This is a genomic window from Borreliella japonica (assembly GCF_900099615.1).
GTDB classification, from domain to species: Bacteria; Spirochaetota; Spirochaetia; order Borreliales; family Borreliaceae; genus Borreliella; species Borreliella japonica.
In genome coordinates, this window is sequence record NZ_FMTE01000004.1 from 55,186 (window position 1) to 81,769 (window position 26,584).

General features: G+C 29.3%; 20 protein-coding genes. 13 read left to right on the forward strand and 7 right to left on the reverse strand.

Going from position 1 to position 26,584, the window contains the following annotated elements; all coding sequences use genetic code 11:
* Position 1: 1 nt before the first annotated feature.
* Both BLO14_RS03530 and BLO14_RS03535 read right to left on the reverse strand, forming a co-directional pair.
* The gene (locus tag BLO14_RS03530) at positions 2 to 430 is read right to left on the reverse strand and encodes a hypothetical protein (protein WP_091972916.1); all 429 of its coding nucleotides are present in this window, start codon (positions 428 to 430) and stop codon (positions 2 to 4) included.
* A gap of 28 nt (positions 431 to 458) precedes the next feature.
* Positions 459 to 1,595 carry an LIC_12708 family protein gene (locus tag BLO14_RS03535; RefSeq protein ID WP_091972918.1) on the reverse strand — a complete coding sequence of 379 codons (1,137 nt, stop codon included), beginning with the start codon at positions 1,593 to 1,595 and terminating at the stop codon, positions 459 to 461.
* A gap of 69 nt (positions 1,596 to 1,664) precedes the next feature.
* Between BLO14_RS03535 and secA the strand changes: the two genes are divergently transcribed.
* Positions 1,665 to 4,364, forward strand: coding sequence for a preprotein translocase subunit SecA (gene secA / locus BLO14_RS03540; RefSeq protein WP_091973294.1), 2,700 nt, complete (start codon positions 1,665 to 1,667; stop codon positions 4,362 to 4,364).
* A 14-nt stretch (positions 4,365 to 4,378) separates the two neighbouring features.
* The gene (locus BLO14_RS03545; RefSeq protein WP_091972920.1) at positions 4,379 to 4,990 is read left to right on the forward strand and encodes a superoxide dismutase; all 612 of its coding nucleotides are present in this window, start codon (positions 4,379 to 4,381) and stop codon (positions 4,988 to 4,990) included.
* 60 nt (positions 4,991 to 5,050) lie between these two features.
* Here the strand turns inward: BLO14_RS03545 and nagB are convergent, their stop codons facing one another.
* Together nagB and nagA are read right to left on the reverse strand one after the other, a co-directional pair.
* A complete protein-coding gene (gene nagB, locus BLO14_RS03550; RefSeq protein WP_091972922.1) occupies positions 5,051 to 5,857 on the reverse strand; it encodes a glucosamine-6-phosphate deaminase in 807 nt (268 codons plus the stop codon).
* A gap of 26 nt (positions 5,858 to 5,883) precedes the next feature.
* Entirely contained in the window at positions 5,884 to 7,089 is a 1,206-nt protein-coding gene (gene nagA, locus BLO14_RS03555; protein ID WP_091972924.1) for an N-acetylglucosamine-6-phosphate deacetylase, read from the reverse strand.
* A gap of 164 nt (positions 7,090 to 7,253) precedes the next feature.
* On the opposite strand from nagA, the gene fliD reads away from it, so the two are divergent.
* The 5 genes from fliD (at position 7,254) to BLO14_RS03580 (ending at position 13,454) form a co-directional block, all read left to right on the forward strand.
* Positions 7,254 to 9,251, forward strand: coding sequence for a flagellar filament capping protein FliD (fliD, locus tag BLO14_RS03560; RefSeq protein ID WP_091972927.1), 1,998 nt, complete (start codon positions 7,254 to 7,256; stop codon positions 9,249 to 9,251).
* A 125-nt stretch (positions 9,252 to 9,376) separates the two neighbouring features.
* On the forward strand, positions 9,377 to 10,387 hold the full coding sequence (flaB, locus tag BLO14_RS03565) for a flagellin FlaB (protein ID WP_091972930.1): 1,011 nt from the start codon (positions 9,377 to 9,379) through the stop codon (positions 10,385 to 10,387).
* Between the two features lie 152 nt (positions 10,388 to 10,539).
* On the forward strand, positions 10,540 to 11,658 hold the full coding sequence (locus BLO14_RS03570) for a glycine betaine/L-proline ABC transporter ATP-binding protein (RefSeq protein WP_091972933.1): 1,119 nt from the start codon (positions 10,540 to 10,542) through the stop codon (positions 11,656 to 11,658).
* Between the two features lie 6 nt (positions 11,659 to 11,664).
* On the forward strand, positions 11,665 to 12,564 hold the full coding sequence (locus tag BLO14_RS03575; protein WP_091972936.1) for an ABC transporter permease: 900 nt from the start codon (positions 11,665 to 11,667) through the stop codon (positions 12,562 to 12,564).
* Positions 12,565 to 12,578: 14 nt separating this feature from the next.
* A complete protein-coding gene (locus BLO14_RS03580; protein WP_091972938.1) occupies positions 12,579 to 13,454 on the forward strand; it encodes a glycine betaine ABC transporter substrate-binding protein in 876 nt (291 codons plus the stop codon).
* On the opposite strand, the gene yidD is transcribed toward BLO14_RS03580, so the two are convergent.
* The gene (gene yidD, locus BLO14_RS06220; RefSeq protein WP_091972941.1) at positions 13,443 to 13,733 is read right to left on the reverse strand and encodes a membrane protein insertion efficiency factor YidD; all 291 of its coding nucleotides are present in this window, start codon (positions 13,731 to 13,733) and stop codon (positions 13,443 to 13,445) included. The genes BLO14_RS03580 and yidD overlap by 12 nt on opposite strands.
* A gap of 158 nt (positions 13,734 to 13,891) precedes the next feature.
* Between yidD and BLO14_RS03590 the strand changes: the two genes are divergently transcribed.
* The 5 genes from BLO14_RS03590 to BLO14_RS03610 all read left to right on the forward strand — a co-directional run bounded on the left by BLO14_RS03590 (position 13,892) and on the right by BLO14_RS03610 (position 21,934).
* A complete protein-coding gene (locus BLO14_RS03590) occupies positions 13,892 to 15,127 on the forward strand; it encodes a TolC family protein (RefSeq protein WP_091972944.1) in 1,236 nt (411 codons plus the stop codon).
* Between the two features lie 11 nt (positions 15,128 to 15,138).
* Entirely contained in the window at positions 15,139 to 16,086 is a 948-nt protein-coding gene (locus tag BLO14_RS03595; protein ID WP_091972948.1) for an efflux RND transporter periplasmic adaptor subunit, read from the forward strand.
* Positions 16,087 to 16,104: 18 nt separating this feature from the next.
* On the forward strand, positions 16,105 to 19,314 hold the full coding sequence (locus tag BLO14_RS03600; protein WP_091972951.1) for an efflux RND transporter permease subunit: 3,210 nt from the start codon (positions 16,105 to 16,107) through the stop codon (positions 19,312 to 19,314).
* 1 nt (position 19,315) lies between these two features.
* Positions 19,316 to 19,624: a PG0541 family transporter-associated protein gene (locus BLO14_RS03605; protein WP_091972954.1), complete on the forward strand. Its 309-nt coding sequence runs from the start codon at positions 19,316 to 19,318 to the stop codon at positions 19,622 to 19,624.
* Between the two features lie 417 nt (positions 19,625 to 20,041).
* The gene (locus BLO14_RS03610) at positions 20,042 to 21,934 is read left to right on the forward strand and encodes an AMP-binding protein (RefSeq protein WP_091972957.1); all 1,893 of its coding nucleotides are present in this window, start codon (positions 20,042 to 20,044) and stop codon (positions 21,932 to 21,934) included.
* On the opposite strand, the gene BLO14_RS03615 is transcribed toward BLO14_RS03610, so the two are convergent.
* Complete coding sequence (locus tag BLO14_RS03615; RefSeq protein ID WP_091972960.1) at positions 21,935 to 23,824, reverse strand: penicillin-binding protein; 1,890 nt, start codon at positions 23,822 to 23,824, stop codon at positions 21,935 to 21,937. It abuts the gene before it with no gap.
* Between the two features lie 129 nt (positions 23,825 to 23,953).
* On the opposite strand from BLO14_RS03615, the gene hisS reads away from it, so the two are divergent.
* Positions 23,954 to 25,327 (forward strand): histidine--tRNA ligase, encoded by a 1,374-nt coding sequence (gene hisS, locus BLO14_RS03620; protein ID WP_091972963.1) that lies wholly within the window; start codon positions 23,954 to 23,956, stop codon positions 25,325 to 25,327.
* Positions 25,328 to 25,373: 46 nt separating this feature from the next.
* Here hisS and BLO14_RS03625 read toward each other — a convergent pair whose 3' ends face one another.
* On the reverse strand, positions 25,374 to 26,501 hold the full coding sequence (locus BLO14_RS03625; protein WP_091972965.1) for a tetratricopeptide repeat protein: 1,128 nt from the start codon (positions 26,499 to 26,501) through the stop codon (positions 25,374 to 25,376).
* Between the last annotated feature and the right edge of the window lie 83 nt (positions 26,502 to 26,584).

A 26,584-nucleotide genomic window follows, 5' to 3' on the forward strand; every position in this document is an offset into this window, starting at 1 on the left:
TTTATCCTCTAGATTTTATTCTTTTGCTATAAAAAACATTATTATTGCCATTACTCTTTAATATTATACTTAATAAACTTTCATTTTGATAGATTATCTTAGCATATGTTGTAAAGTTTTTACTGCTTATATAAATCATATTGCTTTCAATTAATTTATTGTCCAGATAAATATCTAGTTTGGCTTTTCCTAGGTTAGAGATTTTTTTTGTTTTTATGTTTATTTTTATCGATAATCTGCTTTTCTCTTGTTTGTAGTTTACTATCATTTTAATATTGTTTTTATTATTTTCGTGATTTTGAATTTTGGGAATTAGTAAAATTTTAAAAAATAAGAGAATTATAACAAAGACTATTCCAATAATGATATGTTTTTTCAATTTTTTTTGATATTCAATTTCTAGTTGTTGATTACAATTAATCTTTTTCATTAGATTTGCATATCTAACCTTTTTATAATCATAATTTTAATAACGTATTTAAATTCCACCAGTAAACACTAACACCATTTTTTCCGCCATAAAGTATGCTAAGTATCCCATCTTTAGATAAGCTTTCAGAGAGAAATGTTAAATTTGGAGGTTCAATTAAAGCTATTTGCTCTTTAATCAAGCCTTTGTTGTCTAATTTCCATATTAAATTGTTAGATAAATTTTTCATATTAGTAGATGCTATTATTTTATCTTTTTGTATTTTTATAACATTAATAAAGCTTTCTTGTTTATCATCTAGTAAGTTTTTAGGAAGAGCGATTTTATTTATTAATTCAAATTCTTTGTTTTTCTTTAAACTCATTTTATAGATATATTGATCTTTAATTTTAATTCCAAGATCGTTTATGTTTTCATTATCACCAATGTTTTCATAGTAAGTAATTTTTACATAAAGAGTTTTTTTATTAACTTCAAAAAAAACCTTGTCTATTGAAATATTGTATTTTTTCTTTTGAGTGTCTATTGTTTTTAGTAGGTTTTTATTGACGTAAATTTTATAAAGTGGAGAAAATTCTTTGTTATAAGAATATATTATATAGCCTTCGCTATATATTGATATTATTGCAATATTTCCATTTTCATCAACGTTAACATCGTAAATTTGTGGAAATGGAGTACTGTTTAAACCTTCTTGGCCCAAAATTTCTACAGTTGAGTTTTTGTTTAATATTAGTATCCTCATAAAGTATGCAATATTTTCTTTTTGATTAAATTTTGATTTTTTGTTATTTAGTTTGTCTGCAACAATAATAAAATCTTTTAAAGGATATATTGCTTGAATTCCTTCAAAATCTATTTTTTTTATTTTTAAATCGGAATTTGTTTTAAATATTCCATTTTGATAAGTTTGTATTAGTTTTCCGTACGAGTTAAAAATCATTAATTTATTTGTTTTTATTTCTGCAATGTACACTAACCCATTATATGTTTTGATATCAAATTTTGAATTTGTAAATTTGTTATCCAGGGGCATTATTGCACCAGGAAGTGTTCCGAATGGTATTTTAAATTGTTCTTCTCCTAGTTCGTTTAAAGTTTTAGTATTGCATGATATAATTGCAAGAAGTAAACTTAATATAAAAGTTTTACAGTAATTTTTCATATTTTTTATATTATCATTTAAAATGAAAAATGACTTTAAGTCAATTATTTAGGAGAATTAATGCCTAACATGTTAAAAGCAGTACTTGAGACAACCATTGGCTCAAAAAGTAAAAGAGATTTAAAAGATTATCTTCCAATTTTAAGAAATATTAATAAGCTTGAGCGTTGGGCATTGTTGTTAGCAGATGAAGATTTTTCAAAAGAGACGGAAAAACTTAAAGATGAATTAAAATCGGGTAATTCTTTAGAGAATATTTTAGAGCGAGCTTTTACTCTTTCTAGAGAAGCTGCTAGAAGACGTCTTAAAGAAAGGCCTTATGATGTGCAAATCATCGCAGGGCTTGCTCTTCACAAAGGCAAAATAATAGAGATGAAAACAGGAGAAGGAAAAACCCTCTCTTCAGTTCAAGCAGCTTACCTGAATAGTTTAAGAGGAGATGGGGTTATTATTGTTACTGTTAATGACTATCTTGCAGAGCGTGATTCTAATTGGATGAAGCCGGTTTTTGATCTTTTAGGTGTTAGTGTTGGGGTTGTTCTGTCTAATATGGATTATGATCTAAGAAAAACTCAATATGCCAAAGATATTACTTATGTTACAAATAATGAGCTTGGCTTTGATTACTTAAGAGATAATATGCGTTATGACTTGAATGAAAAATCTTTAAGAAAGTTTAATTATTGTATTATTGACGAGATTGATTCTATTTTAATTGATGAGGCAAGGACTCCCTTGATTATTTCAGGGCCTACTGAGGGCAACACCAATGCTTATCTTGAGGTTAATTCTCTTGTGTCGTTTTTAAAAGAGTGTGCCAAAGATCCCAAAACAGGTGATTATCCTTTAGAAATAGACGATCTTGATGGTGATTATACTATTGATGAGAAAGCTAAAAGAATTTCTTTTACCGCTAAAGGACTTAATAATCTTGAACAGCTTTTAGTTTCCAAAGGCATTATTAGTGGGTCTATGTATACCGATTCAAATTTTAATTATGTTCATTATATGACTCAAGCCTTGAAAGCCCATTTGCTTTTTTTAAAAGATAGAGAATATATTGTTGGTGATTCTGGGGTTGAGATTGTAGACGAATTTACTGGTCGAGTTTTAACAGGGCGAAGATATTCTGATGGACTTCATCAAGCTATTGAGGCTAAAGAGGGAGTTAGAGTTGCTAATGAAAATAAGACCATGGCAACTATTACTTTTCAAAATTTATTTAGAATGTTTGATAAAATTTCTGGTATGACAGGTACAGCCGATACAGAAGCTAAGGAATTTCATAAAATATATAATCTTGATGTAGTTGTAGTTCCAACAAATAGATTGTTAGCACGAATAGATGAGGATGATACCATTTATTATACGGAAGAATTTAAGTTTAATGCGATTACAGATGAGGTTTATAAAACTTACAAGAAGGGGCAACCGGTTTTAGTGGGAACTGTTTCTATTGAAAAATCTGAAATTTTATCAGCTATGTTTAAAAATAGAGGGATTAAACATGAAGTTCTTAATGCAAAAAATCATTCTCGAGAAGCATTTATTATTGCTGAAGCTGGGGCAAAACATGCGGTTACAATAGCAACAAATATGGCTGGTCGTGGTACGGATATTAAACTTGGAGGTAATATTGAACACAGGGTTAGAAAAAAAATTGGGACCAATGTAAGTCTTGAAGAATTTCAAGAAGCTGTTAAGAATGAAAGGGAAAATTACCTAAAAGACTATAATGAGGTTAAAAGTCTTGGAGGTCTTTATGTTATTGGTAGTGAACGCCACGAATCAAGACGAATAGATAATCAGCTTCGTGGGCGTAGCGGAAGACAAGGTGATCCTGGTCGTTCAAGATTTTATGTGTCGCTTGAAGACGATTTAATGCGTCTTTTTGCCGGAGACAATTTAAGGTCATTAATGGGTAAGCTTGGAATGGCAACGGGGGAGCCTATTACACATTCTCTTTTGACTAAATCTTTGATTAATGCCCAAAAAAGAGTAGAGGACAGAAATTTTGAAATTAGAAAACATTTGTTAGAGTATGATGATGTTATTACAAAACAGAGAGATTTTATTTACGCTCAGAGAAATTCTATTCTTGAAGATACAGCTATTAAGGACCGTATTCTTATTGCCTTAGAAGAATATCTTAGTTTTTTGCTTGAGGGAACAAAAAGTAGTGTAGTTTCAAATGTTTTTTTAAATGAAATAAATTTAATTTTTGCCTATATGCTCGAGAGTCTTGGTTCTATTGAAAATATCAATTCTATTGATTTAAAGGCTAAGCTAATGCAAATAGCAAAGGCAAATTTAGATGAGAAAGAAAGTTTGATTGGTAAGGAACTTTTTAATGGATTTTTAAGATATGAATATTTGAAAAATATTGATTTTAAATTTCAAGAGCATCTTGCAAATTTGGACTCTTTAAGGGAGGCTGTATATTTAAGATCTTATGCTAATAAAAATCCAATTACGGAATACAAAGAAGAAGGGTTTTTAATATTTAGTGAACTTATTAAAGATATTAAAGTTTCTACCATAAGACGTGTTTTGCAACTAAAATTGGATAACCATTCTTCTGATTTTAAGTCAGTAAAGAAGTCTAAGAATGTTAATTCAATTCATAAAGAACTTTCAGGAATTGTTATTAATGAAAATAAAAGCGTTTCTAATGTTCAAGTGATTAGAAGTTCCCCTAAAATAGGTAGAAATGAGCCTTGTTATTGTGGAAGTGGAAAGAAATATAAAAATTGTCACGGTAAAAGCTAGAACAGGAGGTTTTTATGTTTAAACTACCAGAACTTGGTTATGATTATGATGCTGTTGAGCCTTATATTGATGCTAAAACTATGGAAATTCATCATAGCAAGCATCATAATGGTTTTGTAATGAATTTGAATTCTATTTTTGAAAAAATGGGAAAAAGTCATTTAAAAGACGTATCAAACATATTGAAAAATATTCATGATTTCCCAGATGAATTTCAAACTTTAATAAGAAATAATGCTGGGGGCTATTCGAACCATACTCTATATTTTAGAACTTTAAAACCAGGCAACAAGAGTAATCTTTTGGAAAAGTTTGAAAATGATGTTAATATAACCTTTGGAAGCTTGGATGCTCTTAAGTCTATCTTGAAAGATACTGCAATGAAAATTTTCGGAAGTGGTTGGGCATGGTTAGTGTTGTGTCCTGATAGTGGTCTTAAAGCGATTTCAATGCCTAATCAGGATAGTCCTTTAATGAAGTCTTATAAACCGATTTTAGGTATTGATGTTTGGGAGCACGCCTATTATCTTAAATATCAAAATAGAAGAATTGAATATGTTGATGCATTTTTAAAGGCTTTAAATTGGGAAGAAGTTTCAAAAATTTACACCGAAGTTAACAATTAGTTTTTTTTATAAAGATTTTTAATTTTAGAGTTAGAATAAAATTCTGACTCTTTGAGCAATTTATTTTAAATCATTATTAAAGTTTTCCTTTTCTATGTCATTAAAGTATTCTACTGTTCCAACTTTTAATTCATAAGTTGCATCTTTGTCAGATACTATGATTGCATTTTTATGTAATTGAAGTGCGCTAATTGTCCACATATGATTAACCCCTTTTTCAATAGCATGCTTTAATGCTCTTGCTTTGTTATGTCCGTTTACTATTATTAAAATTTCTTGTGAATCCATAATTGTTCCAATTCCAACAGTTAGAGCGCTTTTGGGAACTTTGTTCACATTGCCTTCAAAAAATCTTGAATTAGCAATGATTGTATCTTGAGTTAAAGTTTTAATTCTTGTTCTTGATGTTAAGGAGGAACCCGGTTCGTTAAAAGCAATGTGACCATCAGGCCCGATTCCACCTACAAAAAGCATGATACCTCCAAAAGATTTGATTTTTTTTTCATATTCTTCACATTCTTTTTTGAGATTTAAAGCATTTCCATTTAGTATATTTATGTTTTCTTTTTTAATATCAATGTGAGAAAAAAAATTTTTCCACATAAATGAATGGTAACTTTCAGGATGATTTTTTTCAATTCCTATATATTCATCCATGTTAAAAGTTATGACATTTTGAAATGAAATTTTTTCACTTTTATTCAATTCAATTAAACTTTTGTACATGCCGATTGGGGAGCTTCCTGTTGGAAGCCCAAGAACAAATGGCTTTGTTTTTGTTGGAGAAAATTCTTTAATTTTTTGTGCTACATGATTAGCCGCCCACTTTGATATTTCTTTATATGTGGGTCTGATTATTAATCTCATTGTGATCTCCTTAAAATGGGTTAAAATTAGAGATTATTAAAAATTATTCTAGATTCTATCATTGTTAACTTTAAATTAAAATCTTTATCTAAGACATTTATGTTTGCATCATATCCATGACATATTAACCCCTTTTTCTCAATGTTTAGGATTCTTGTTGGGTTGTAGGAACTTGCTTGAACAGCATCACTCAAGCTGTAGCCAAATTCTACTAAATTTTTAAGACCTTGTATCATTGTAAGTGCTGATCCAGCTATTGTGTTGCTTTTCACGCTGTGGAATAATCCATCTTCTGCAATATAAACCTCATCTCCGTTTGCAATTAGTTTTCCGGAAGTTTGAAAATTTGGAGTAAGTCCGTCAGTGACAAGAACTATTTTACTTATATCTTTAAGTTTTCTAAGCATTAAAACTAATTTTGGGTGTATGTGATGACCATCTGCAATAATTTCACAAGAAACATCTCCGTGTATTAGTACTGCTCCTATTGCATTTGGATTTCTGTGGTCAAGTTTTGACATTGCGTTGAAAAAATGGGTTGTGTGGAGTATTCCAACTTGAAATCCTTCGATCATATTTTCGTATTTTGCGTTTGTGTGTCCCGCTTGAAGGTTTATATTGTTTTCAAGGCAAAATATTGCAAGCTCTCTCATGCCTTTAAGCTCGGGAGCAACAGTCATCGTGCTTATGTGTGTTTTTTTTCTTCCGTTTGAACCTGTAAATACTCCACCAGCTGCATCTATTAGTTTTTGCATAACTTTAATGCTAGGTTCGTGAAGATAAGAAACAGGATGTGCCCCTCTTTTTTCCGGGGAAAAAAATGGCCCTTCAAGGTGAAGTCCTAGAATTTTAGCTCCCTTTTCTTTGCCAATTGCTGCTGTGCAAGCTTTTATTGTTTGAACCATTTCGTCTATAGGTCTTGGATAAAGAGTTGGCAAAAATCCTACTACGCCGTATTGTGCTAAATGTTCTGACATTTTAAGTATTGACTCTGTTGAACACTTGTCTGTTCCATGGCCGTGAAATCCATGAATATGATTGTCGTAAAGACCAGGAGTTATATAATTGCCTTTTGTATCAATCATTTGGTATTCTTCAAGATCCATTTTTTTAAGTCTATCAGATGTTACAATATCAAAAATTTTATTATCTTTAATCAGGACTGCTGAATTATCCAGTTTGTCAATTCCAGTTAAAACAGATTTTGAATTGAATAAGCAAAAATTTGGCATTTTCATGCTCCTTTTAATTTATTTTACTATAAACATTAGTCTTTTTTAATGTTTATTTTTTTTATTTTAAAGTGTTTAGATAGTTAAAAATTTATGTTTTTTAAATTTATTATATTTTATTTTAAATTTTATTAATGATATAATATCCCGTAAAGGACATTATTATGGCATCAGGATTTTTTGTTCCAGGGCTTGAGAGTAAATATAATACTAAAGAAATTCGTGAATCCATGCTTAAACCCGATAAAGCTAAAATTGATTCTTCTTTTAAGAAACTTGAATCTTTAGAGCAAGAAAAAAGTGCTTGGCAGTTAATCAATAGGAAAATTTCTACTTTAAATTCTCTTGCAAAAGAGATTACTTCACTTAACAGCCCTTTTAATCTAATGTCAGGGAATTCTAGTAATAGCGAAATTTTAACCTTATCCACTCGATATGGATCCAAGAATGAGATTCACAAATTGATTATTGATCAAATAGCATCAGCTGATGTGTTTTTGTCTTCAAATTTTGATCCTAAAAAAGTTACAATTCCGGAAGGAGATTATATATTTTTAGTTGGCAAGAAAGAAATTGATGTAAAAAGTAATGGTAACATTGATTTACTTGTTAAGGATATTAATAACAAGGGAAAGGGTTTTTTATCTGCAAAAATAGTGAAAAGTGATAAAAATGGGAATAGTCGTTTTATTTTGCAATCCTTAAAGGAAGGTAAAGAAAATAAACTTGTTATCAAAGGAGAAGGATTATCTTTTGCCAAGCAAATTGGCATTTTAAGTGAACTGAAAACCAATTTTAATCCTGACCTTTCAGAAATTGTTGTAAATCAATTTAGTAGTAATAATAGACTTGCTTTTGAGAACAATAGCCTTGTTTTAAATCCGCTTTCAGAAGTGTCGATTGAAATTCCTGAAGATATTGAAATTACATCTAGGAGTAAAATTAAATTTGAAGTTAAGTATTTTGATACAGGTTTAGAAGAGTCTGATAGTAAGATTATTTTTAATCCCGGAGAGGCTACATTTAAGGATGCAAAAGTTGACAGTGAAGATAGTGTAGTTGACCTTGGATCTGATTTAAAAACTCCTTTGGAAAAAAAATATATTCAAATGAATATGTTTAAAATATCTAGCAAGGAAGGTTCTTTGGAGCTTCCTCCAGTAAATATTTCAAATAACTTTGAAGAAGTTGAAATTGATATTGGAGCTTTTTCTAATTTAGAAGAAATAAATATTGAAAATAAAGCAAATAATAAGGTAGTTGTGATTAGCAATGTCGAAGTTTTTGATCCAAAAAATAGAGACGGTTATTTGCCAATAAATGCCAAAAGTTTTGCTGAGAATGCAAAAATTAAATTTGATGGAGTAGATGTTGAGAGAGATTCAAATGTTATTAATGATTTAGTTCCAAATGTGACATTAAGTTTAAAAAAAGCTTCAAGTGATACGGTTGAGGCTAAAATTGAACCCGATTACGAAGGGATTAAGAGAGTTCTTTTGGATTTTATTGGTGCTTATAATGAGGTTCTTGCTGAGATTAATATTGTAAGCTCCAATGAAGATCAACTTGGTAATCAAAAGTCTAATATAGTTGAAGAGTTGACTTATCTTACTGAATCTCAAAAAGAAGAGGCTTATAAAAATTTAGGTATTCTAAGGTCTGAATTTTTATTAAAAAATCTTAAGTCCAGATTAGAATCAATAATTTTTAAGCCTTATGTTACTAGTGATCCTAGTTTTTCAATAATTAATCAGATGGGCGTGTTTACTAATTCCATTTCTTCTTCTGGTGGGCTTTCTAGATATTTAAGACTTGATGAGAAAAAGTTTGATGAATCAATTCGCAATAACATTGATAATGTTAGAGAACTTTTTTTATTTGATCTTAATGGTGACAGAGTATACGATAATGGGATTGCTAAAATGCTAGGGGATTGTTTGTCGCCTCTTGTGACTTCTGGAGGAGTTATTTATAATAAAATAAAAAATTACGACTTGAAAATTGTTAATCAAAAAAATAAAGTTGAAGATTATAAAAAGAAGTACGATGATAGAGAAAGAAAAGTAGAAGGCGAGCTTAATACCTTGGATTTTACCGTTAAGCGTATGAAAGATCAAGAAAATACATTAAAGGCTTTTGATTTTAATCAAAGAAATAGATAATAGTAATTATTTTAATGCTATTGTTATGCGAGTTTCTTTTTTTTAATTTTTTGTGCTATTCTTTTTAAAAGGCAAAAGGATTTGCCAAAAATAAATAATTAAATTTTATCATGGAGGAATGATATATGATTATAAATCATAATACATCAGCTATTAATGCTTCAAGAAATAATGGCATTAATGCTGCTAATCTTAGTAAAACTCAAGAGAAGCTTTCTAGTGGGTACAGAATCAATCGAGCTTCTGATGATGCTGCTGGGATGGCAGTTTCTGGCAAAATTAATGCTCAAATAAGAGGTTTGTCCCAAGCTTCTAGAAATACCTCAAAAGCTATCAATTTTATTCAGACAACAGAGGGAAATTTGAATGAAGTAGAAAAAGTTTTAGTAAGAATGAAAGAATTAGCAGTTCAATCAGGTAACGGCACATATTCAGACTCAGATAGAGGTTCTATACAAATTGAAATAGAACAGCTTACAGACGAAATTAATAGAATTGCTGATCAAGCCCAATATAACCAAATGCACATGTTGTCAAACAAATCTGCTTCCCAAAATGTAAAAACAGCTGAAGAACTCGGAATGCAACCTGCAAAAATTAACACTCCAGCGTCACTTTCAGGATCCCAAGCTTCTTGGACTTTAAGAGTTCATGTGGGAGCAAATCAAGATGAAGCGATTGCTGTAAATATTTATGCAGCTAATGTTGCAAATTTATTTTCTGGTGAGGGAGCTCAAACTGCTCAGGCTGCGCCTGTTCAAGAAGGCATTCAACAGGAAGGAGCTCAACAGCCAGCACCTGCTACAGCACCTTCTCAAGGTGGAGTTAATTCTCCTGTTAATGTTACAACTACAGTTGATGCTAATACATCACTTGCTAAAATAGAAAATGCTATTAGAATGGTAAGTGATCAAAGAGCAAATTTAGGTGCTTTCCAAAATAGACTTGAATCTATAAAGAATAGTACTGAGTATGCCATTGAAAATCTAAAAGCATCTTATGCTCAAATAAAAGATGCTACAATGACAGATGAGGTTGTAGCTGCTACAACTAATAGCATTTTAACACAATCTGCAATGGCAATGATTGCACAGGCTAATCAAGTTCCTCAATATGTTTTGTCATTGCTTAGGTAAAATTTTAATTTAATTAGTACAAATTATTAACAAAAGATCCTTTAAAGGATCTTTTGTTTTTTTATTTCGGATCGGTAAAAAATTTAATAATTTTAGTATAATTTATAATGACATGTTATGAAGCATAATTCGGACTTATTGAGGAGTTTGCTTTGGATAGGGCTACTGTTAGAATTAAAGATTGTTATAAAGTATTTTCTTATTATTTTGACAAAAAGCAGATAAGTCGAGCTATAAAAGATTATGAAGATGGTAAAGATAGAATGCAAATTTACAAAGAATCTTCTATTTTTATTGCAAATGCCAATATTAATCTTGATGTTTATGAAAATGAAATTTTAGTTATTATGGGTATGTCAGGTTGTGGCAAGTCTACTTTGGTCAGGTGCTTAAATGGTATTTACAAAATAGATTCGGGATCTATTTTGGTAAATAACATGGAAATGAATACAATAAATCGCAAAGATCTTTCTAATTTAAGAAAAGATAAATTTGCAATGGTTTTTCAAAACTTCGGACTTTTCCCCCACATGAATGTATTGAGAAACGTTACTTATGGACTTGAAGTCAAGCACATCCCCAGGAAGATCAGAGAAGAACGTGCTATTGAGGTATTAAATCTTGTAGGGCTAGAAGATTCGAAATATAAGTACATTAATGAACTTTCTGGAGGAATGAAGCAAAGAGTTGGAATAGCAAGAGCATTGGTTGTTAATCCAGATATTCTTTTAATGGATGAGGCTTTTTCGGCTCTTGATCCATTAATTAAAGGAGAAATGCAGGAAGAGCTTTTAAGGCTAGTGGCTAAGCTTAAAAAAACAGTTGTGTTTATTACTCACGATTTAATTGAAGCTTTTAAATTGGGACATAGAATCGCTTTTATGAGAGATGGAGAAATTATTCAAGTTGGCAAGCCTTTGGAAATTTTAGCCAATCCTAGTACAGATTTTATATCTCATTTTATCAAAAATTTACCTGTTTTAAATATTTTAAAAATAAAAGATATTTTAAAAGATGATTTTGATTTAAACTCTGGCAGTGATAATGGTTTAAATGTTATTATTAAGCATCAAGGTGAAAGTTTTAGCTTATATGATAAAGCTCTTAATAAAAGATATGATAATCTTGTATCTTTGAATTTGGAGCTAAATGATGAGATAAAAAAAATTGTTGGATACTTGAATAGGCAAGATTATTTAATAATAAAAAAAAAGGAAGCTATTGTCGGATATATTAATTTAAATGAAATTTCCGATCTATTGTCAAGATAGAAATTTATGAGTAAAGATTTTTTTATATTAAAAATAGATAATTTTTTTGATTTTTTGGTTGATAATTTTTCAATTTCTGATGGGGTAGGTTTTTCTAAAAGTATAATTTTTTTATATGAGAATTTAAAAAAATTATTTCTTTTTGTTAATCCCGTTCTTTTTATTTTGACTGTATGCTTGCTAAGTTTTATTTTCTTGAAAAAGAGATTGGTATTTTTAATTTTGCCTGGATTCTTTTTTATTTTGTATTTTAATCTTTGGGAAGCTTCAATGGATACAATAGCTATTATATTTGTTTCTGTATTTGTTTCTGTTATTTTGGGAATTCCCATAGGTATTTTTGGGGGATATTTCCCAAGATTTTATGTTTTTTTAAAACCCATTCTAGATTTAATGCAAGCTATGCCCCCGTTTATTTACTTGATTCCCGCTATTCCTTTTTTTGGAATGGGCACAGCTTCTGCTATTTTTGCTACAATAATTTTTGCTATGCCTCCTGTTATTAGATATACAAGGTTAGGAATTGTCCAAGTTTCAGATGAGGTAATAGAAGCTGCCAAGTCTTTTGGAAGTAGTAATTTGCGTATTCTTTTGCAGGTTCAGCTTCCCCTTTCTCTTCAGAGTATAATCGAAGGTATTAATCAGTCAATAATGATGGCGATATCTATGATAGTAATTGCTGCAATGGTTGGATCGTCTGGCTTAGGCAGAACTGTGATTTACTCTATTGAAAGATTGAATTTTGGTGAGGGTTTAATATCTGGATTAGCAGTTGTTATTATAGCTATTGTTTTAGATAGGATTATGCAATCTATCTTTATTAAATTTAGCTATTTGAATACAGATCATTATGGGGGAAAGAAAGAGAATAAATTTAAAAGATTTTTGGAAATGTATAATAAATAAATGGGGGATATTTTATGTATAAATTATTCATTGGATTTTGTATTTTTCTTATTTTTTTTTCTTGTGATGAAAAGAAGATTTCAAAGGATTTAAAATCGGTAAAAATTGGATATGTGAATTGGGGCGGAGAAACAGCAGCTACAAATGTATTAAAGGTTATTTTTGAGAAAATGGGCTACAATGCAGAAATATTTTCAGTTACCACATCTGTAATGTATCAATACTTAGCATCGGGAAAAGTAGATGGCACGGTATCTTCTTGGCTTCCTACAGCTGATAAATTTTATTACGAAAAGCTGAAAACAAAATTTGTCGATCTTGGAGCAAATTATGAAGGAACCATTCAGGGGTTTGTAGTGCCAAGTTATGTTCCAATTTTTAGCATTAGCGAGCTTAAAGGTAAAGGGGATAAGTTTAAGAACAAAATGATTGGCATAGATGCTGGTGCTGGAACTCAGATTGTTACAGAACAAGCGCTTGATTATTATGGATTAAGTAAAGAGTATGAGCTAGTTCCTTCAAGCGAGAGTGTTATGTTAGCAAGTTTGGATTCTTCAATAAAGAGAAACGAGTGGGTATTAGTTCCTTTGTGGAAGCCCCATTGGGCTTTTTCTAGGTATGATATTAAGTTTCTTGATGATCCTGATTTAATTATGGGGGGAGTTGAGAGTGTGCATACTCTTGTTAGGCTTGGTCTTGAAGATGATGATCTTGATGCATATTATGTTTTTGATCATTTTTATTGGAATGATGATTTAATATTACCTTTAATGGATAGAAATGATAAAGAGCCAGGCAAAGAGTATCGCAATGCAGTTGAATTTGTTGAGAATAATAAAGAAATTGTGAAGATGTGGGTCCCGGAAAAATATAAGGCTTTATTTGATTAATCTTTTTTGAAATTCTTTTAAAGATGTTGAAATAGGATTGTATTTAGGAATAAAATCGTTTCCTCCTTTGAATAATGCATTACATCTTATTATTCTTAGTGTCATTAATATTAAAGCTGTTAGAAAATTGTATTTTTTAAGGCATTCAATTGAATATTTTGAGCAGGTAGGTTGGTATATGCATTGTAATCCAAATAGTCTAGATAAAGTGTATTGGTAAATTTTTATTAAAAAAATAAGCGTATAATTTAAGATAAAGAAAATTTTGAAAATGTTCATATTTAGAATTGTATTATAATATAATGATTAATCAAATGAATTAAAAATAATAATTAGATTTTATAACTTTAAAATAAATAGCATTTAAGTTTTATAAATTTAAAGTTTAATTTTTATTATAAAGGGGGCTTTAAATTAAAAAAATTTTTTTAATTTTTATGACTGTCTCTTTTTCTTTTGCTGAAATTATTCAAATATCACCTAAACAGGCTGTAGATATGGCATTAGAAAGTAGTTTAGATTCAGAAAATGCTAGATACAAAGAAAATATAAAAAGACTTTATAAAAACAATGCATGGAATATTTTTGTTCCAGATGTTAATCTTAGCTCTACATTTAGTAGAAATCCTTCTGATTCTAGTGAATTTGAGAGAGATTATTGGGGCTTGGGGTTGGGAGTTGGGATTAGTCTTTCTTTATCGCCTTCTGTTTTAAAGAGAATAGAACTTGTTATGCTAGAGTATGAAAATGCAAAAATAGAAAGGGAGAGTGCTGTTCGTAATATTAAATTAAATGTTCTTAAATCTTACAATCAATTGATAGCTTTAAAGAGTACTTTGAAAGTTTTTGAGAGTCAAATACAAAATAGTAAACTTAAATTTGAACAAGCCAGAATTGCTTACAATAATGGACTAATATCAGAAATAGATTTCCTTGATGCACAGCTTAAGTATAAAAAATCTCAACCAGATTTAGATGGCCAGATTATTAACTTTGAAAAATCAAAAGAAATTTTCAAATTATTAATAGGATTAGATCCGGATCAAGATTTTGAAATTATTGGAGAATTGTCAGACAAGACAATAGATTTTTCCTTATTTAATGAAGAATTAAATTTTAACGAATCATTAGAAATTAAGGAGTTAAATATGCGCTTAAAAATGACAGAACAGATTATCGGTTCGCTTTGGCTAGATACTTTTTTGCCAAGCATTTCTTTGTCATTTTCTTATTCTCCTTATAGATCATTTCATGAAAATTCCAAAGGTTTTTCAGGTGGATTTTCAGCATCTTTTAGTTTAAATTATGGTTTAACTGAAATATTTCCATTTTCAAAGAGTTTTACAAAAATACAAGATAACAACTACCAACTAAAAATACTGCAAAACAATATTGAAGATAAAATTAGAAATTTAAAATCTAGTATTGTGCAAAAAAGAAAGGATATCAGAAGGTATAAAACGATTCTTGATGCTTCTAAAATTAATGTAGAATTAGCTAATAAAAATTATCAAATGGCATTTAATGCTTTTAATTCCGGAGTAATAGATCTTTCTAAATTGAATGATATTGAGCTTGTTTATAAGCAGAGCGATTTGAAGTTCATTGAAGATAAATTGAATTATTCCAATTCTATACTTGAATATAAGAATTTAATAAATTCATTAGATTAAGAGGTGTTTTTATGAATTTGATTTTTAATATTAACTTATTTTTAAAAAAATATTTTTTAGTTTTAGTTTTAGTTGCGTGTGTAAGTAATAACAAGCCTGATGACAAAAATATTGACAAGGAGGAAGAAAGTTCTTATAGATTCCCAGTAATTGCCATAAAAGTTAAAAAGGGAATTTTGAGCGATTATTTGTCTTTAAATGGAGATATAGATACAAAAGTTAAGGCAGATATTTTTCCAGATACCGCGGGCAAAATAACTTCTTTGAGAATAAAACTTGGAGCTTATGTTCAAAAGGGGCAAATAGTCGCAACTCTTGATCCTTCAAGACCCGGTTCTGTATATTTAAAAAATCCAGTAAGAGCGCCAATTTCAGGATATATTTTAAATATTAGAAAAAAAATTGGCGAAACAGTTAATTCTCAGTCCAGCATAGCAGTAGTAGGAAGGATAGATACAAAGCAAATTTTAACTTATGTGTCTGAGAAATACATTTCAAATATTAAAGTTGGAAATGATGCTATTATTGAGGTTGGAGCTTATCCTAATGAAAAGTTTAAAGCTAAAGTTTCAGAGATATCTCCTGTTTTAGATTCTAAAAGCCGTGCTATTGAGGTATATCTTACACCTATTGGTAGTAATTTGGATAAACTGATTATTGGCATGTTTTCTAAAATCAAACTTATTACTAAGCGTTTTAAAGATGTAATTAAGATTCCAAGAGAGGCTGTTGTCGAGAGAGAAGGTAAGAAATTTGTATTTAAACTTGATTTAGAGGGTAAAAGTGTTCAAATGTTGCCTGTTACGGTACTTTTTGAGATAGATAACATTGTAGCTCTTTCGGGCGAGGTTGAAGAAAATGATTTAGTTGTAGTAGAAGGTATGTCTGCTCTTTCTAATGGAGCTCTAATAAATTTGGTAGATACAAAAGAGGGTCTTTCAGCTGAAAGCAATATTTAATTTATTAGGAGATTTGTTATGTTGGTAAAGAGAATAGTTGGCAAACCAATAACAATGTTGATTTTATTTTCATTGTTAATGATGATGAGTTTATATACCTTTTCAAGATTGAAAGTAGACCTTTTACCCGGAATTGATATTCCCCAAATAAGCATTAATACTGTTTATCCCGGTGCTTCTCCTAAAGAAGTTGAAGAGAGTGTTTCTAGAGTTCTTGAGAGTGGCTTGAGTTCGGTAAAGAATTTGAAAAATATATATAGCGTTTCTTCTAAAGAAAATAGTACCGTTTCGCTTGAATTTTATCATGGAACCGATTTAGATTTGGCTTTAAATGAAATTCGAGATGCTCTTGAATTGGCAAAATCTTCATTACCCAGTGAATCACAAACACCCAGAATTTTCAGATATAATCTTAAAAATATTCCTGTAATGGAAATTGTTATTAATTCTGTAAGGCCAGTTTCTGAGCTTAAAAGATATGCTGATGAGATTATTAAACCTGAGCTTGAAAGGCTTGATGGAGTTGCAATTGTTACTGTTAATGGCGGGAGTAAAAAACGTGTTTTAATTGAAGTTTCTCAAAACAGATTAGAGTCTTATGGACTTTCTTTGTCAAGAATATCTTCGATTATAGCATCTCAAAATTTTGAACTTTCAGCTGGTAATATATTAGAGAACAACTTAGAATATTTGGTTCAAGTGTCTGGAAAATTTAAATCAATTGAAGAGATTGGTAATGTAGTCATAGCTTACAAGATACCCGATGTTTCTTCCGGCATAAATTCATCTGCTATTGAGATAAAACTTAAAGATATTGCTAATATTAAAACCGATTTTGAAGATTTGTCAGAATATGTTGAATATAATGGGTTGCCTTCAATTTCTTTATCGGTTCAAAAACGTAGTGATGCCAATTCTATTGCAGTTTCTAATGTTGTTATGAGTGAAATAGCAAAATTGAAATTATCTATGCCCAAAGATATGAGATTGGAAATTGCTTCTGATAGTACTGATTTTATTAAAGCGTCTATTTCAACGGTTGTAAATTCAGCCTATTTTGGGGCTATGCTTGCAATATTTGTTATTTTTTTCTTTTTAAGAAGCTTTAGAGCCACAATAATTATTGGAATTTCTATTCCAATAGCAATTATTCTGACCTTTTGTTTAATGTATTTTGTAGATGTTTCTATTAATATTATGAGTCTTGCAGGTCTTGCACTTGGAGTTGGAATGGTTGTTGACTGTTCAATTGTTGTAATAGACAATATATATAAATATAGGCAAAAAGGAGCAAAGCTTATTTCATCTTCTATCCTTGGAGCCCAAGAGATGATGTTGCCTATTACGTCTTCAACTTTTACTTCCATTTGTGTTTTTGGTCCATTTCTTATTTTCAAATCAGAACTTGGGGTATATGGAGATTTTTTTAAAGACTTTTCATTTACAATTGTTATTTCTTTAGGAGTTTCTCTTTTGGTTGCTATTTTTTTGGTTCCCGTTTTATCAAGCCATTATGTCGGTTTATACACAAGCTTCCAAAAAAATATTAAGAGTGCTTTTATTAAGAAAATTGATGCTTTTTTTGCTGGTGTTTATTATTTTTTAGAATTTTTGTATATCAATTTATTAAATATAGTTTTAAATCACAAATTGATTTTTGGATTGATTGTTTTTTTTAGTTTTATTGGTAGTTTGTTTTTAGGATTGTTGCTAGATGTGACAACTTTTGATAGAGGAAAAGATAATTCTATTGTTATTAATTTAAATTTTCCTCATAAAACTAATTTGGAATATGCAAAATTTTATTCTAATAGATTTTTAGAAATTGTAAAAAACGAAGCTAAAGGATATAAAAGTATTATTTCTACTTTGAATGCTGACAGAATAACTTTTAACGTATTGTTTCCTCTTAAAGAAGAGTCAAGAGATAAGTTAATCGAAAGCATAGATTACGATGCTATTAAGTATAAAATTATAAGTCGTATTGGGAATCTTTATCCCGAATTTAATATTGAGCCTTCCAGCGGTAATGCTTTAGGTGGTGGAGATTCTATTAAAATTAAAATTTCAGCGAATGATTTCGAATATATAAAAGATTATGGAAAAATTTTAGTCTCCATGTTAAAAAAAGAAATTCCCGAACTTGTAAATCCAAGGCTTAGTATAAATGATTCTCAACTTCAAATTGGTGTTGAGATAGACAGAGAGCTAGCTTACAATTATGGTATTGACATGAATGCCATTTTAAATGAGTTGAAAGCCAATATTAATGGTGTTGTTGCTGGGCAATATGTAGAGGATGGGCTTAATTATGATATTGTTCTTAAGCTTGATAGAATGGATGTTAAAAGTTTAAAAGATTTGGAAAAGATATTTATTACAAATTCATCTGGAGTTAAAATTCCTTTTTCATCAATAGCTACCTTTGAAAAAACCAATAAAGCCGAATCTATTTACAGAGAAAATCAAGCTTTAACTATTTATCTTAATGCAGGTATTTCTCCAAATGATAATTTAACCCAAGTAACTGCAAAAGTTATAGATTTTATTAACAATAAAGTTCCTCATAAAGAGGGCACAGTGCTTAAGGTTGAAGGAGAGTATAATGAATTTTCAAATATCATGAATCAGTTTAAAATAATCATTATTATGGCTATTATTGCTGTGTTTGGCATTATGGCTTCTCAATTTGAATCTTTTTTAAAACCCTTTATTGTTATTTTTACAATTCCTTTAACGGCAATAGGGGTTGTGCTTATACATTTTCTTGCAGGAGAAAAACTTTCTATTTTTGCTGCAATTGGGATGCTTATGCTTGTTGGTGTTGTGGTAAATACGGGAATTGTTCTTGTAGATTATACCGGTTTATTGGTCAAGAGGGGATTTGGTCTAAGAGAAGCAATTATTGAATCTTGCCGTTCAAGGTTTAGACCAATTTTAATGTCTTCTTTGACTTCAGTAATAGGGCTTATTCCGATGGCATTTTCTAGTGGGAGTGGGAATGAACTTCTAAAACCAATTGCATTCACTTTTATTGGCGGAATGACAGCTAGTACATTTCTTACTTTATTTTTTATTCCCATGCTTTTTGAAATTTTTTCCAATATTGTTTCAAGTTTTAAATCTAAGTTTAAAAGAGTGTCGTTTAATGTAGATGTTGAATCATCCAAAATTAATGATTCAACTAAAAGTAGTTATGATAATCTATTTGAAGAAGATGAGGATTGATATGGCTAAATTTTATAGGTATAGGATTGAAATAATTTCCAACTTATCTTTAGAGCTTGATATTTTTGAATGTATGGAAAAAATAGAGCAAGAGTTAGGAGAGTCTGTATATTATTCTAAGATAGAAAATGTTTATGGAAAAGGTAAGAAAGGGGAAAAGCATGGCAATGGTGTTTGGCCTGAAGAAAATTTTATTCTGATTATTTATACTTCCAATAAATCTATTGTTAATAGATTGAAGGATATTGTAGATGATTTAAATCGCTCTTACCCTACAGAGGGGATTAATTTTTTTATTTTGAGAAATTAATTTTTAAGAGTGGAATTTCACTTATTGTTTTGGATAATAAAAATTATGTTTTAAGATTTGGGCATAAAAATATAATTTTTAAAAATGTTGCAGATAGGCGATCAAATTTATGTTGATGGGTTATGTGGACATTTTGTTTTAAATTGATAAACAAAAATAATTCAATGATATTTAGTGTTTTAGATATTTTGAGAAAAAAATATTACTTTCAAAAATGTTAAAACAGAAATTTACTCTTAGATTTTAAATTATTTTTTTTTGTTAAATATTTTGTAAATTTTTTTGCGATTTTTTAGGTTTTTATTCTTATTGGCTTTCTGTATGTTTTTGCAGTAGGAGGCTTTATAAATAATTTTATGAATTTATGGTTAATAATGATATAATAAACCATATTAATTTTGTTAAAAGGAGGATTATATGTCAATAGCAAAGGCATTCTTTGAGGTAGCTGATCAACAAAAGGATAAAATTGCTCAAGTATATAAATTTTGCAGTGGATATGCCCATGTTACTTATGGCGACTTAAAAAACAATGTTTTAAAGCTTGCTTCCTTTTTAAAGTCAATCAATGTTAAGTATCAAGATAAAATATTTATTTGTTCTGAGAATAGAGCCGAGTGGTCCGTGATAGATTTTGCAATTTTATCTTTGGGTGCTGTCGATATTCCAAAAGGTTCTGATGTTACACTTTTTGAAGCTGAAATTATTTTTAATTCTGTTCTTCCAGGTGTAGTTATTTTAGAAAATTTAAATCTTCTTGATATGTTTGTTCAAATCCAATTTACAGTAAAACCGATATTTATTATTATTGAAAATTTGAACAAAGAAGATATACTAAAATATGGTGATTTTGAAATTTATACCTATAACGATTGTATTTTATTTGGAGATAATTTAAGAAAAGATTCAGAAATTATTGACATTGCAAGTAAAGTTGATCCTAATGATATGGCAACGATAATATATACTTCTGGAACAACAGGTCATCCAAAGGGGGTAATGCTCAGTCATGCTAATCTTCTTTATCAGGTTTCTAGTTTTAGTTTAATGGTTGATACGCAAGTGGGTCAAATATTTATGTGTATTTTGCCAATTTGGCATTCCTTTCAAAGATCTTTTTCTTATAATATTTTTCTCAAGGGTATGGTTTGTCTATTTTCTACTATTGTTCCAAGAGCAATGCTTGATGATATTAGGAATATTAATCCTCATTATATTGCAGCTGTTCCCAGGCTTTGGATTGCAATAAGGCAAAATATTTACAAAGAAGTTTCTAAGAAGCCGTTTGTTTCTAGGATAATTTTTCATTTTTTTATAAAATTGGCATTTCTTAGTGATATTTGCTATAGGGCTGTAATGGGGCTTTATCCGGACAATGGGTTTAGTTTATTTTCCCCTATAAAGAAAATTTTGGGAATGTTAGGTTTAATCTGCTTATTTCCTTTTAAAGTTTTGGGAAATATTTTGATTTTTAATAAAATAAATAAAATCTTAGGTAATAATTTTGTTGTTGGAATTACTGGTGGTGGTAGTATGCCTTTATCTGTTGTTAGATTTTTTAATTCAATTGGTATTGAGCTTGCTAATGCTTATGGATTGACAGAAACTTCACCCGGAGTTGCTTCTAATAAGTATAAAAAAGTGATTATTGGAACTTGTGGTAAAATTTTACCTGGAACTGTTGCTGAGATTAGAGATGCTGATGGGAATAAACTTAAAAAGCCTGGAAAAGGAATTTTGTTTGTAAAAGGCCCTCAAGTAATGCTTGGGTATTACAAGGATAAAGAAGCAACTTGCAGAATTATTGGTTCTGATGGTTTTTTAAACACAGGTGATATTGCAAAATTATCTAAGGACAATGTTGTTCAAATTATTGGTCGAGAAAAAGATACGATTGTTTTGAATAACGGAGAGAATGTTGAGCCTGCTCCAATTGAGATTAAGCTTGAAGAATCAATATTAATAGAAAAAGCGGTTGTTGTAGGGCAAGATCAGAAATTTTTAGGAGCCCTTATTCTTCCAAATTTTGAAGAAATAAATAAATATCTAGAAAGTATTGGACAAAAAATTTTTGATGCTAATAATAGACGTCAAATTATTGCAAATAATATTGTTCTTAAGGCTATAAATGATGAAATAAAAAAATTAATCAATAGGGCTAATGGATTTAAGCCTTTTGAGCAGATATTAAAGTTTGCTCTTTTAGAAAAACCATTTGAAGTTGGCAAAGAAATATCGATTAAAATGGACATTAAGCGAAACTATATTTTAAATTTTTATAAAAATGAAATTAAAAATTTATTTACCTGATTATTTTAAATGCAGTTCAAGCTCTTCTATATCTTCTAATTTTGTATTGGGGGGTGTACTTTGCTTGTAAACAAATCCGTTGCCATTTATTTTTATTTTCATAGTATTTTTATAGTATTTTAGTATGTCTATTGCTTCTCTTTTGGAAAGGTTGATAAAATTTGGCAAATATGCGTTGTTTTTATCATTAGTGGTGATTTTAGGAATCTTAATTTTTGATGGCATTTTGATTTTTTTATATACGTTTGTATTTTGTTGGTATTCAATAAATTCTATTATTTCTTTTGCCATTGGAGCTGCTATTCTTGTTCCATATATTATTTTTTTTGGGTATCTGTATACAATATAAATAATATATTTTGGTTGTTCTGTAGGATATATTGCCAAAATAGAGGATGTATAGTCTTTTTCTGAGTATTTTCCGGTTTTTCTGTCAATAGCCTGAGATGTTCCGCTTTTTGCAGAAATGTCAAGATTTTTAATTTTAAGATTTGGAATTCCACCTTTGTTTACAACTTCTCTCATCATTTTTAAAACTTTTTGTGCTGAACTCTTGGATATTGTTCTTTTTATTTCTTCTTTACCAAATTCTTTAATACTTTCTCCTTTGTTGTTGCTTATTTTTTTTATTATTCTAGGTTTTAACATTATTCCATTGTTGCTTAGTACGCTTGCAGCTTGTAATATTTGAACTGCAGACACTCCTATTTCTTGCCCAAATCCAATTGTAGCTTTACTGCGCCCTGACCATTTTGAATAATGATTTAATAGCCCTTTTGTTTCTCCGGGAAATGGAAATCCAACTTTTTCCCCAAATCCAAAATCCAAAAGTTTTTTATAGAAGTATTCATTGTTAACCTTCTCGGTAATATAAGCTATTCCTACATTTGATGAATAAATTAAAATCTCTGTAGAGTCGATGTGTTTATAGGGAGGATTTAATGTTTTGATTGTAATTTTTTCTCCTGATGGAAATTGTTTTTGATATATTCCATTGTCTAAAAATTTTTCTTCTAGATTTAACTTTCCACTTTCTAATATTATTGCAACTGTAAAAATTTTATTAATGCTTCCAGGCTCATAGGTTAACGATGAAGAAAGGTTTTTTCGTATTTCTTCAGGATATTCAGAATAAAAGTTTGCATCGTATTGAGGAAATTGAACCATAGACAATATTTCTCCATTTTGAGAGTTCATTACCAAAGTAATTAAACTTTCAGGATTATTTTCTTTAAAGTATTTTTCAGCTATTTTGCTAACACCTTGTTGTATATTCATATCTATTGTTAAGTAGATGTTATTTGTTTCTAATTCTTCATTTAAAAATTGTTGTTTTGTTTTATTTTTTCCTAATATGCTATTTAGAGAAAATTCAATGCCTTCAAGGCCAAGATTATCTGTTCCTACAAAGCCAGTAATATTACTTGTGGTATGACGAAAAGGATAAATTCTTGTGTAATCGGGATATAAAGCAATGTTTGAGAGCCTGCCTTCAGCTTGAATTCTTTTTATTAAATCTGATTCTTCCCTTTTTATTTTTCTTTTTATATATAAAAATCCTTTATTGGAAGAAAGCCTTTCTTTTAAAATTCTTGAATCAATTTGGAGTATTGCGCCAAGAGTTTCAGACGTGCTGACAATATTTTCTATTTTTTGAGGATTTGTTCCTATTGAGTAGGACTTCGAAGAGAATGCTATTGGTTTGCCATTTCTATCATAAATTGTTCCTCTTTTGACAATATCGTTTGATTTTAAAGGTATCATGTTATCTGCGCTGTTATTAAAGACCATTAACGTGAAGTATTTGTAAATAGTTAGCAAAGTTATGCCCAAGAATATTGTTAGTATTGTCTTTGCTCGATACTTGTTATTAAGTATTCTTTTGGTCATGAATTGTGGTCCTCTTAAATTTATTTATGGCCATATGAAACAAAAAATTATTCATTTTTTTTTGCATCTATATTATTATATGTTATTATATTCTGAAAAAGTAGATTACTATATAGCAGAGGGTATAATATGACGGATGTTAAAACTTTAAAAGGCTTTAAAGATTATTTGCCTAAAGATTCTTTGATTCGAATTCATATTGTTAAGCAGATATTTAGCGTTCTTAATTCTTATAATTTTGATTTAATAGATACGCCGGTTCTTGAATATTCAGAGTTGCTTTTAAAAAAGAGTGGTGATGAGACTGAAAAGCAAATTTATAGGTTTAAAGATAATGGAGGCAGAGATGTTTCCATGCGATTTGATTTAACCGTTCCTTTTGCCAGATTTGTTGCTACAAATATTTCTGATTTGAAATTTCCTTTCAGACGTTCTCAATTTGGAAAAGTTTTTAGAGGAGAAAATTCTCAAAAGGGTAGATACAGAGAATTTATGCAATTCGATTTTGATATAGTCGGAGAAGACAGTTTTAGAGGCGATGCGGAAATTCTTTCTGTTGTGTATTATGGACTTGAAGAGATTTTTTTGAATTTTATAGAAGGCATTAATAAAAAATTTATTATTCATTATTCTCATCTTGGCATATTAAATTCTTTTTTTGAAAAGTTGGGAATTAAAGAAGAATCTCTTTTTATTTTAAGAAATATTGATAAAATAGATAAAATAGGAATTGACAAGGTTAAAGAGGCGTTGCTTCTTAAGATCGAAAAGGAAGCAGTAGATTCAATCTTGAGTTTAGTAAACTTGCAAGGTACTTTTAAAGATAAAATACAGGCCTTAAGAAGTATTTTGGGTGACAACGATTCTGTTAAAAGAGTAGAAGATGTTTTTAGTCACCTTAGTTTATTGAAAATTCAAGATTCTTTTAACTTGAATCTTAAAATATCACGTGGGCTTGATTATTATACAGGGATTGTTTTTGAATCTGAGGTGTTTGGTAGTGGTATGGGAAGTGTTTGCAGTGGAGGAAGATATGATAATTTGGTTTCTTCGTTCTCAAACTCTATTCAAAAAATTTCAGGAGTTGGGGGATCTTTCGGCGTTGATAGAATAAAGGACATAATTGATCTTGAAAAGTTTAGTTATGTTAAAATATTTGTCACCAAGGCTAGATCTAAGGTTCTAATTGTAAACCTAGATAGTGCTTTGCAAAATTATTATTATGAACTTGCTACTAGGTTTAGAAATCATGATTATTCTAAGGTTAAAAATATTTCTTGTGAAGTCTATTTTAAAAATAAAAATGGTAAAAATATTAAAGAACAAATAGAATATGCTTTAAGCAAAGAGATAAGATTTTTAGTTTTTGTTGGTCAAGAAGAATATAAAGAAAATAAAATGAAAGTAAGAGATTTGACAAAAAAAGAAGAGTTGCTACTTTCTTTTGAAGAGTCAATAAATATTATCAAATGTAATGAAAAGTTGCTGTGCACTCCTTTTTAATCTTGAATTTTGATTGTCTTTAAAAATTTTGACAAAGATATTAAGATTAATTTTCGTTTCTATCTATTTTTCTAATTGTGATTGCGTTTAAGGTAAGTTTGTTATTTTTGAATTCTATTTGTCCAAGTATTTCAACATTGTCTTTAAAATCAATATCAATATCAAAGGTTGTTTTTGTTGGGATAATTCCTAAGAGTACATTTTTGTTGTATCCCACATAAAAGTCAAACTGAATTATGTTGTCTTTTTTTTCGACATTATTTACTACCCCTTCCCATTTTACATATACGTTTGAATAGATTGATGGATCTTTCTTAATATCTTTTAAGTTTAAATATTCATTAAAGCTAATAAAATCTGGCCTTGAGATAAAACTTGCAAGGTTTTTGGCTTTTAGTTTTATGGATTCTGATGCGTTTGAGTTTAATATTTTATTTATTTCTATTCTTGCAAAATTATCTTTTCCTGTTTTTAAATAAATTTTAATTTTTTCAAAAGAATTTTTAATTTCGTCGCTGGTTAGTATTAATATAAATTGGCCTTCTTCGTTTTTTATTTTTTCTTTGTTATTTATTTTAATGTCGTCAATGTAAGCGGCAATGTTGTTTAAATTTTTGTTTATTTCTTCTCTTCGATTTGCAGATGTTGTTGTTTTTTGTTCATAAAAAATAAAATAGATTGCTAAGATTGAAATAAGTACAATTCCCCCAATGGCAATTATTATGATTATTTTTTTTAAATTTTTATCGGGTATTGCCTTGATTATCGGAAACAATTTCTCATATAGGTTGCTATTTTTTAAAAAAATAGATCCTTTGATAGGATTTTTTCGGATAATTTCAAGAGATAGCTCTGATTGATCTACTTCTTGATTTTCTTCTATCATTTTAAGCCATATTTGAATAGCTTTTTCTTCTTTACCTTGGCTTGCTAAAAGTATAGCAATAGCTTGTTTTATGTTTGATTCACTAGGATTTAAAGTGTAAGCTTTTTTAAGATATGTTTGAGCATTGCCGAGATTTCCAATACGAAGGTAAGACATTCCTAAGACATAGTGATATAAATAGTAATTTTTGTAGAAAAAAATTTCTTTTTCTAAGAGCTTTATTGCTTGTGAATATTTTTTTGAATTATAGTAATAAATAGCCTTGTTAATAATTTTATTAGGTTCCATATAGCTAGAATTTGACCCCACAATTTTCTTTTTAATATTATAATATAAGATTTTCTTTTGAAAGAATAATAAATAGAATATTG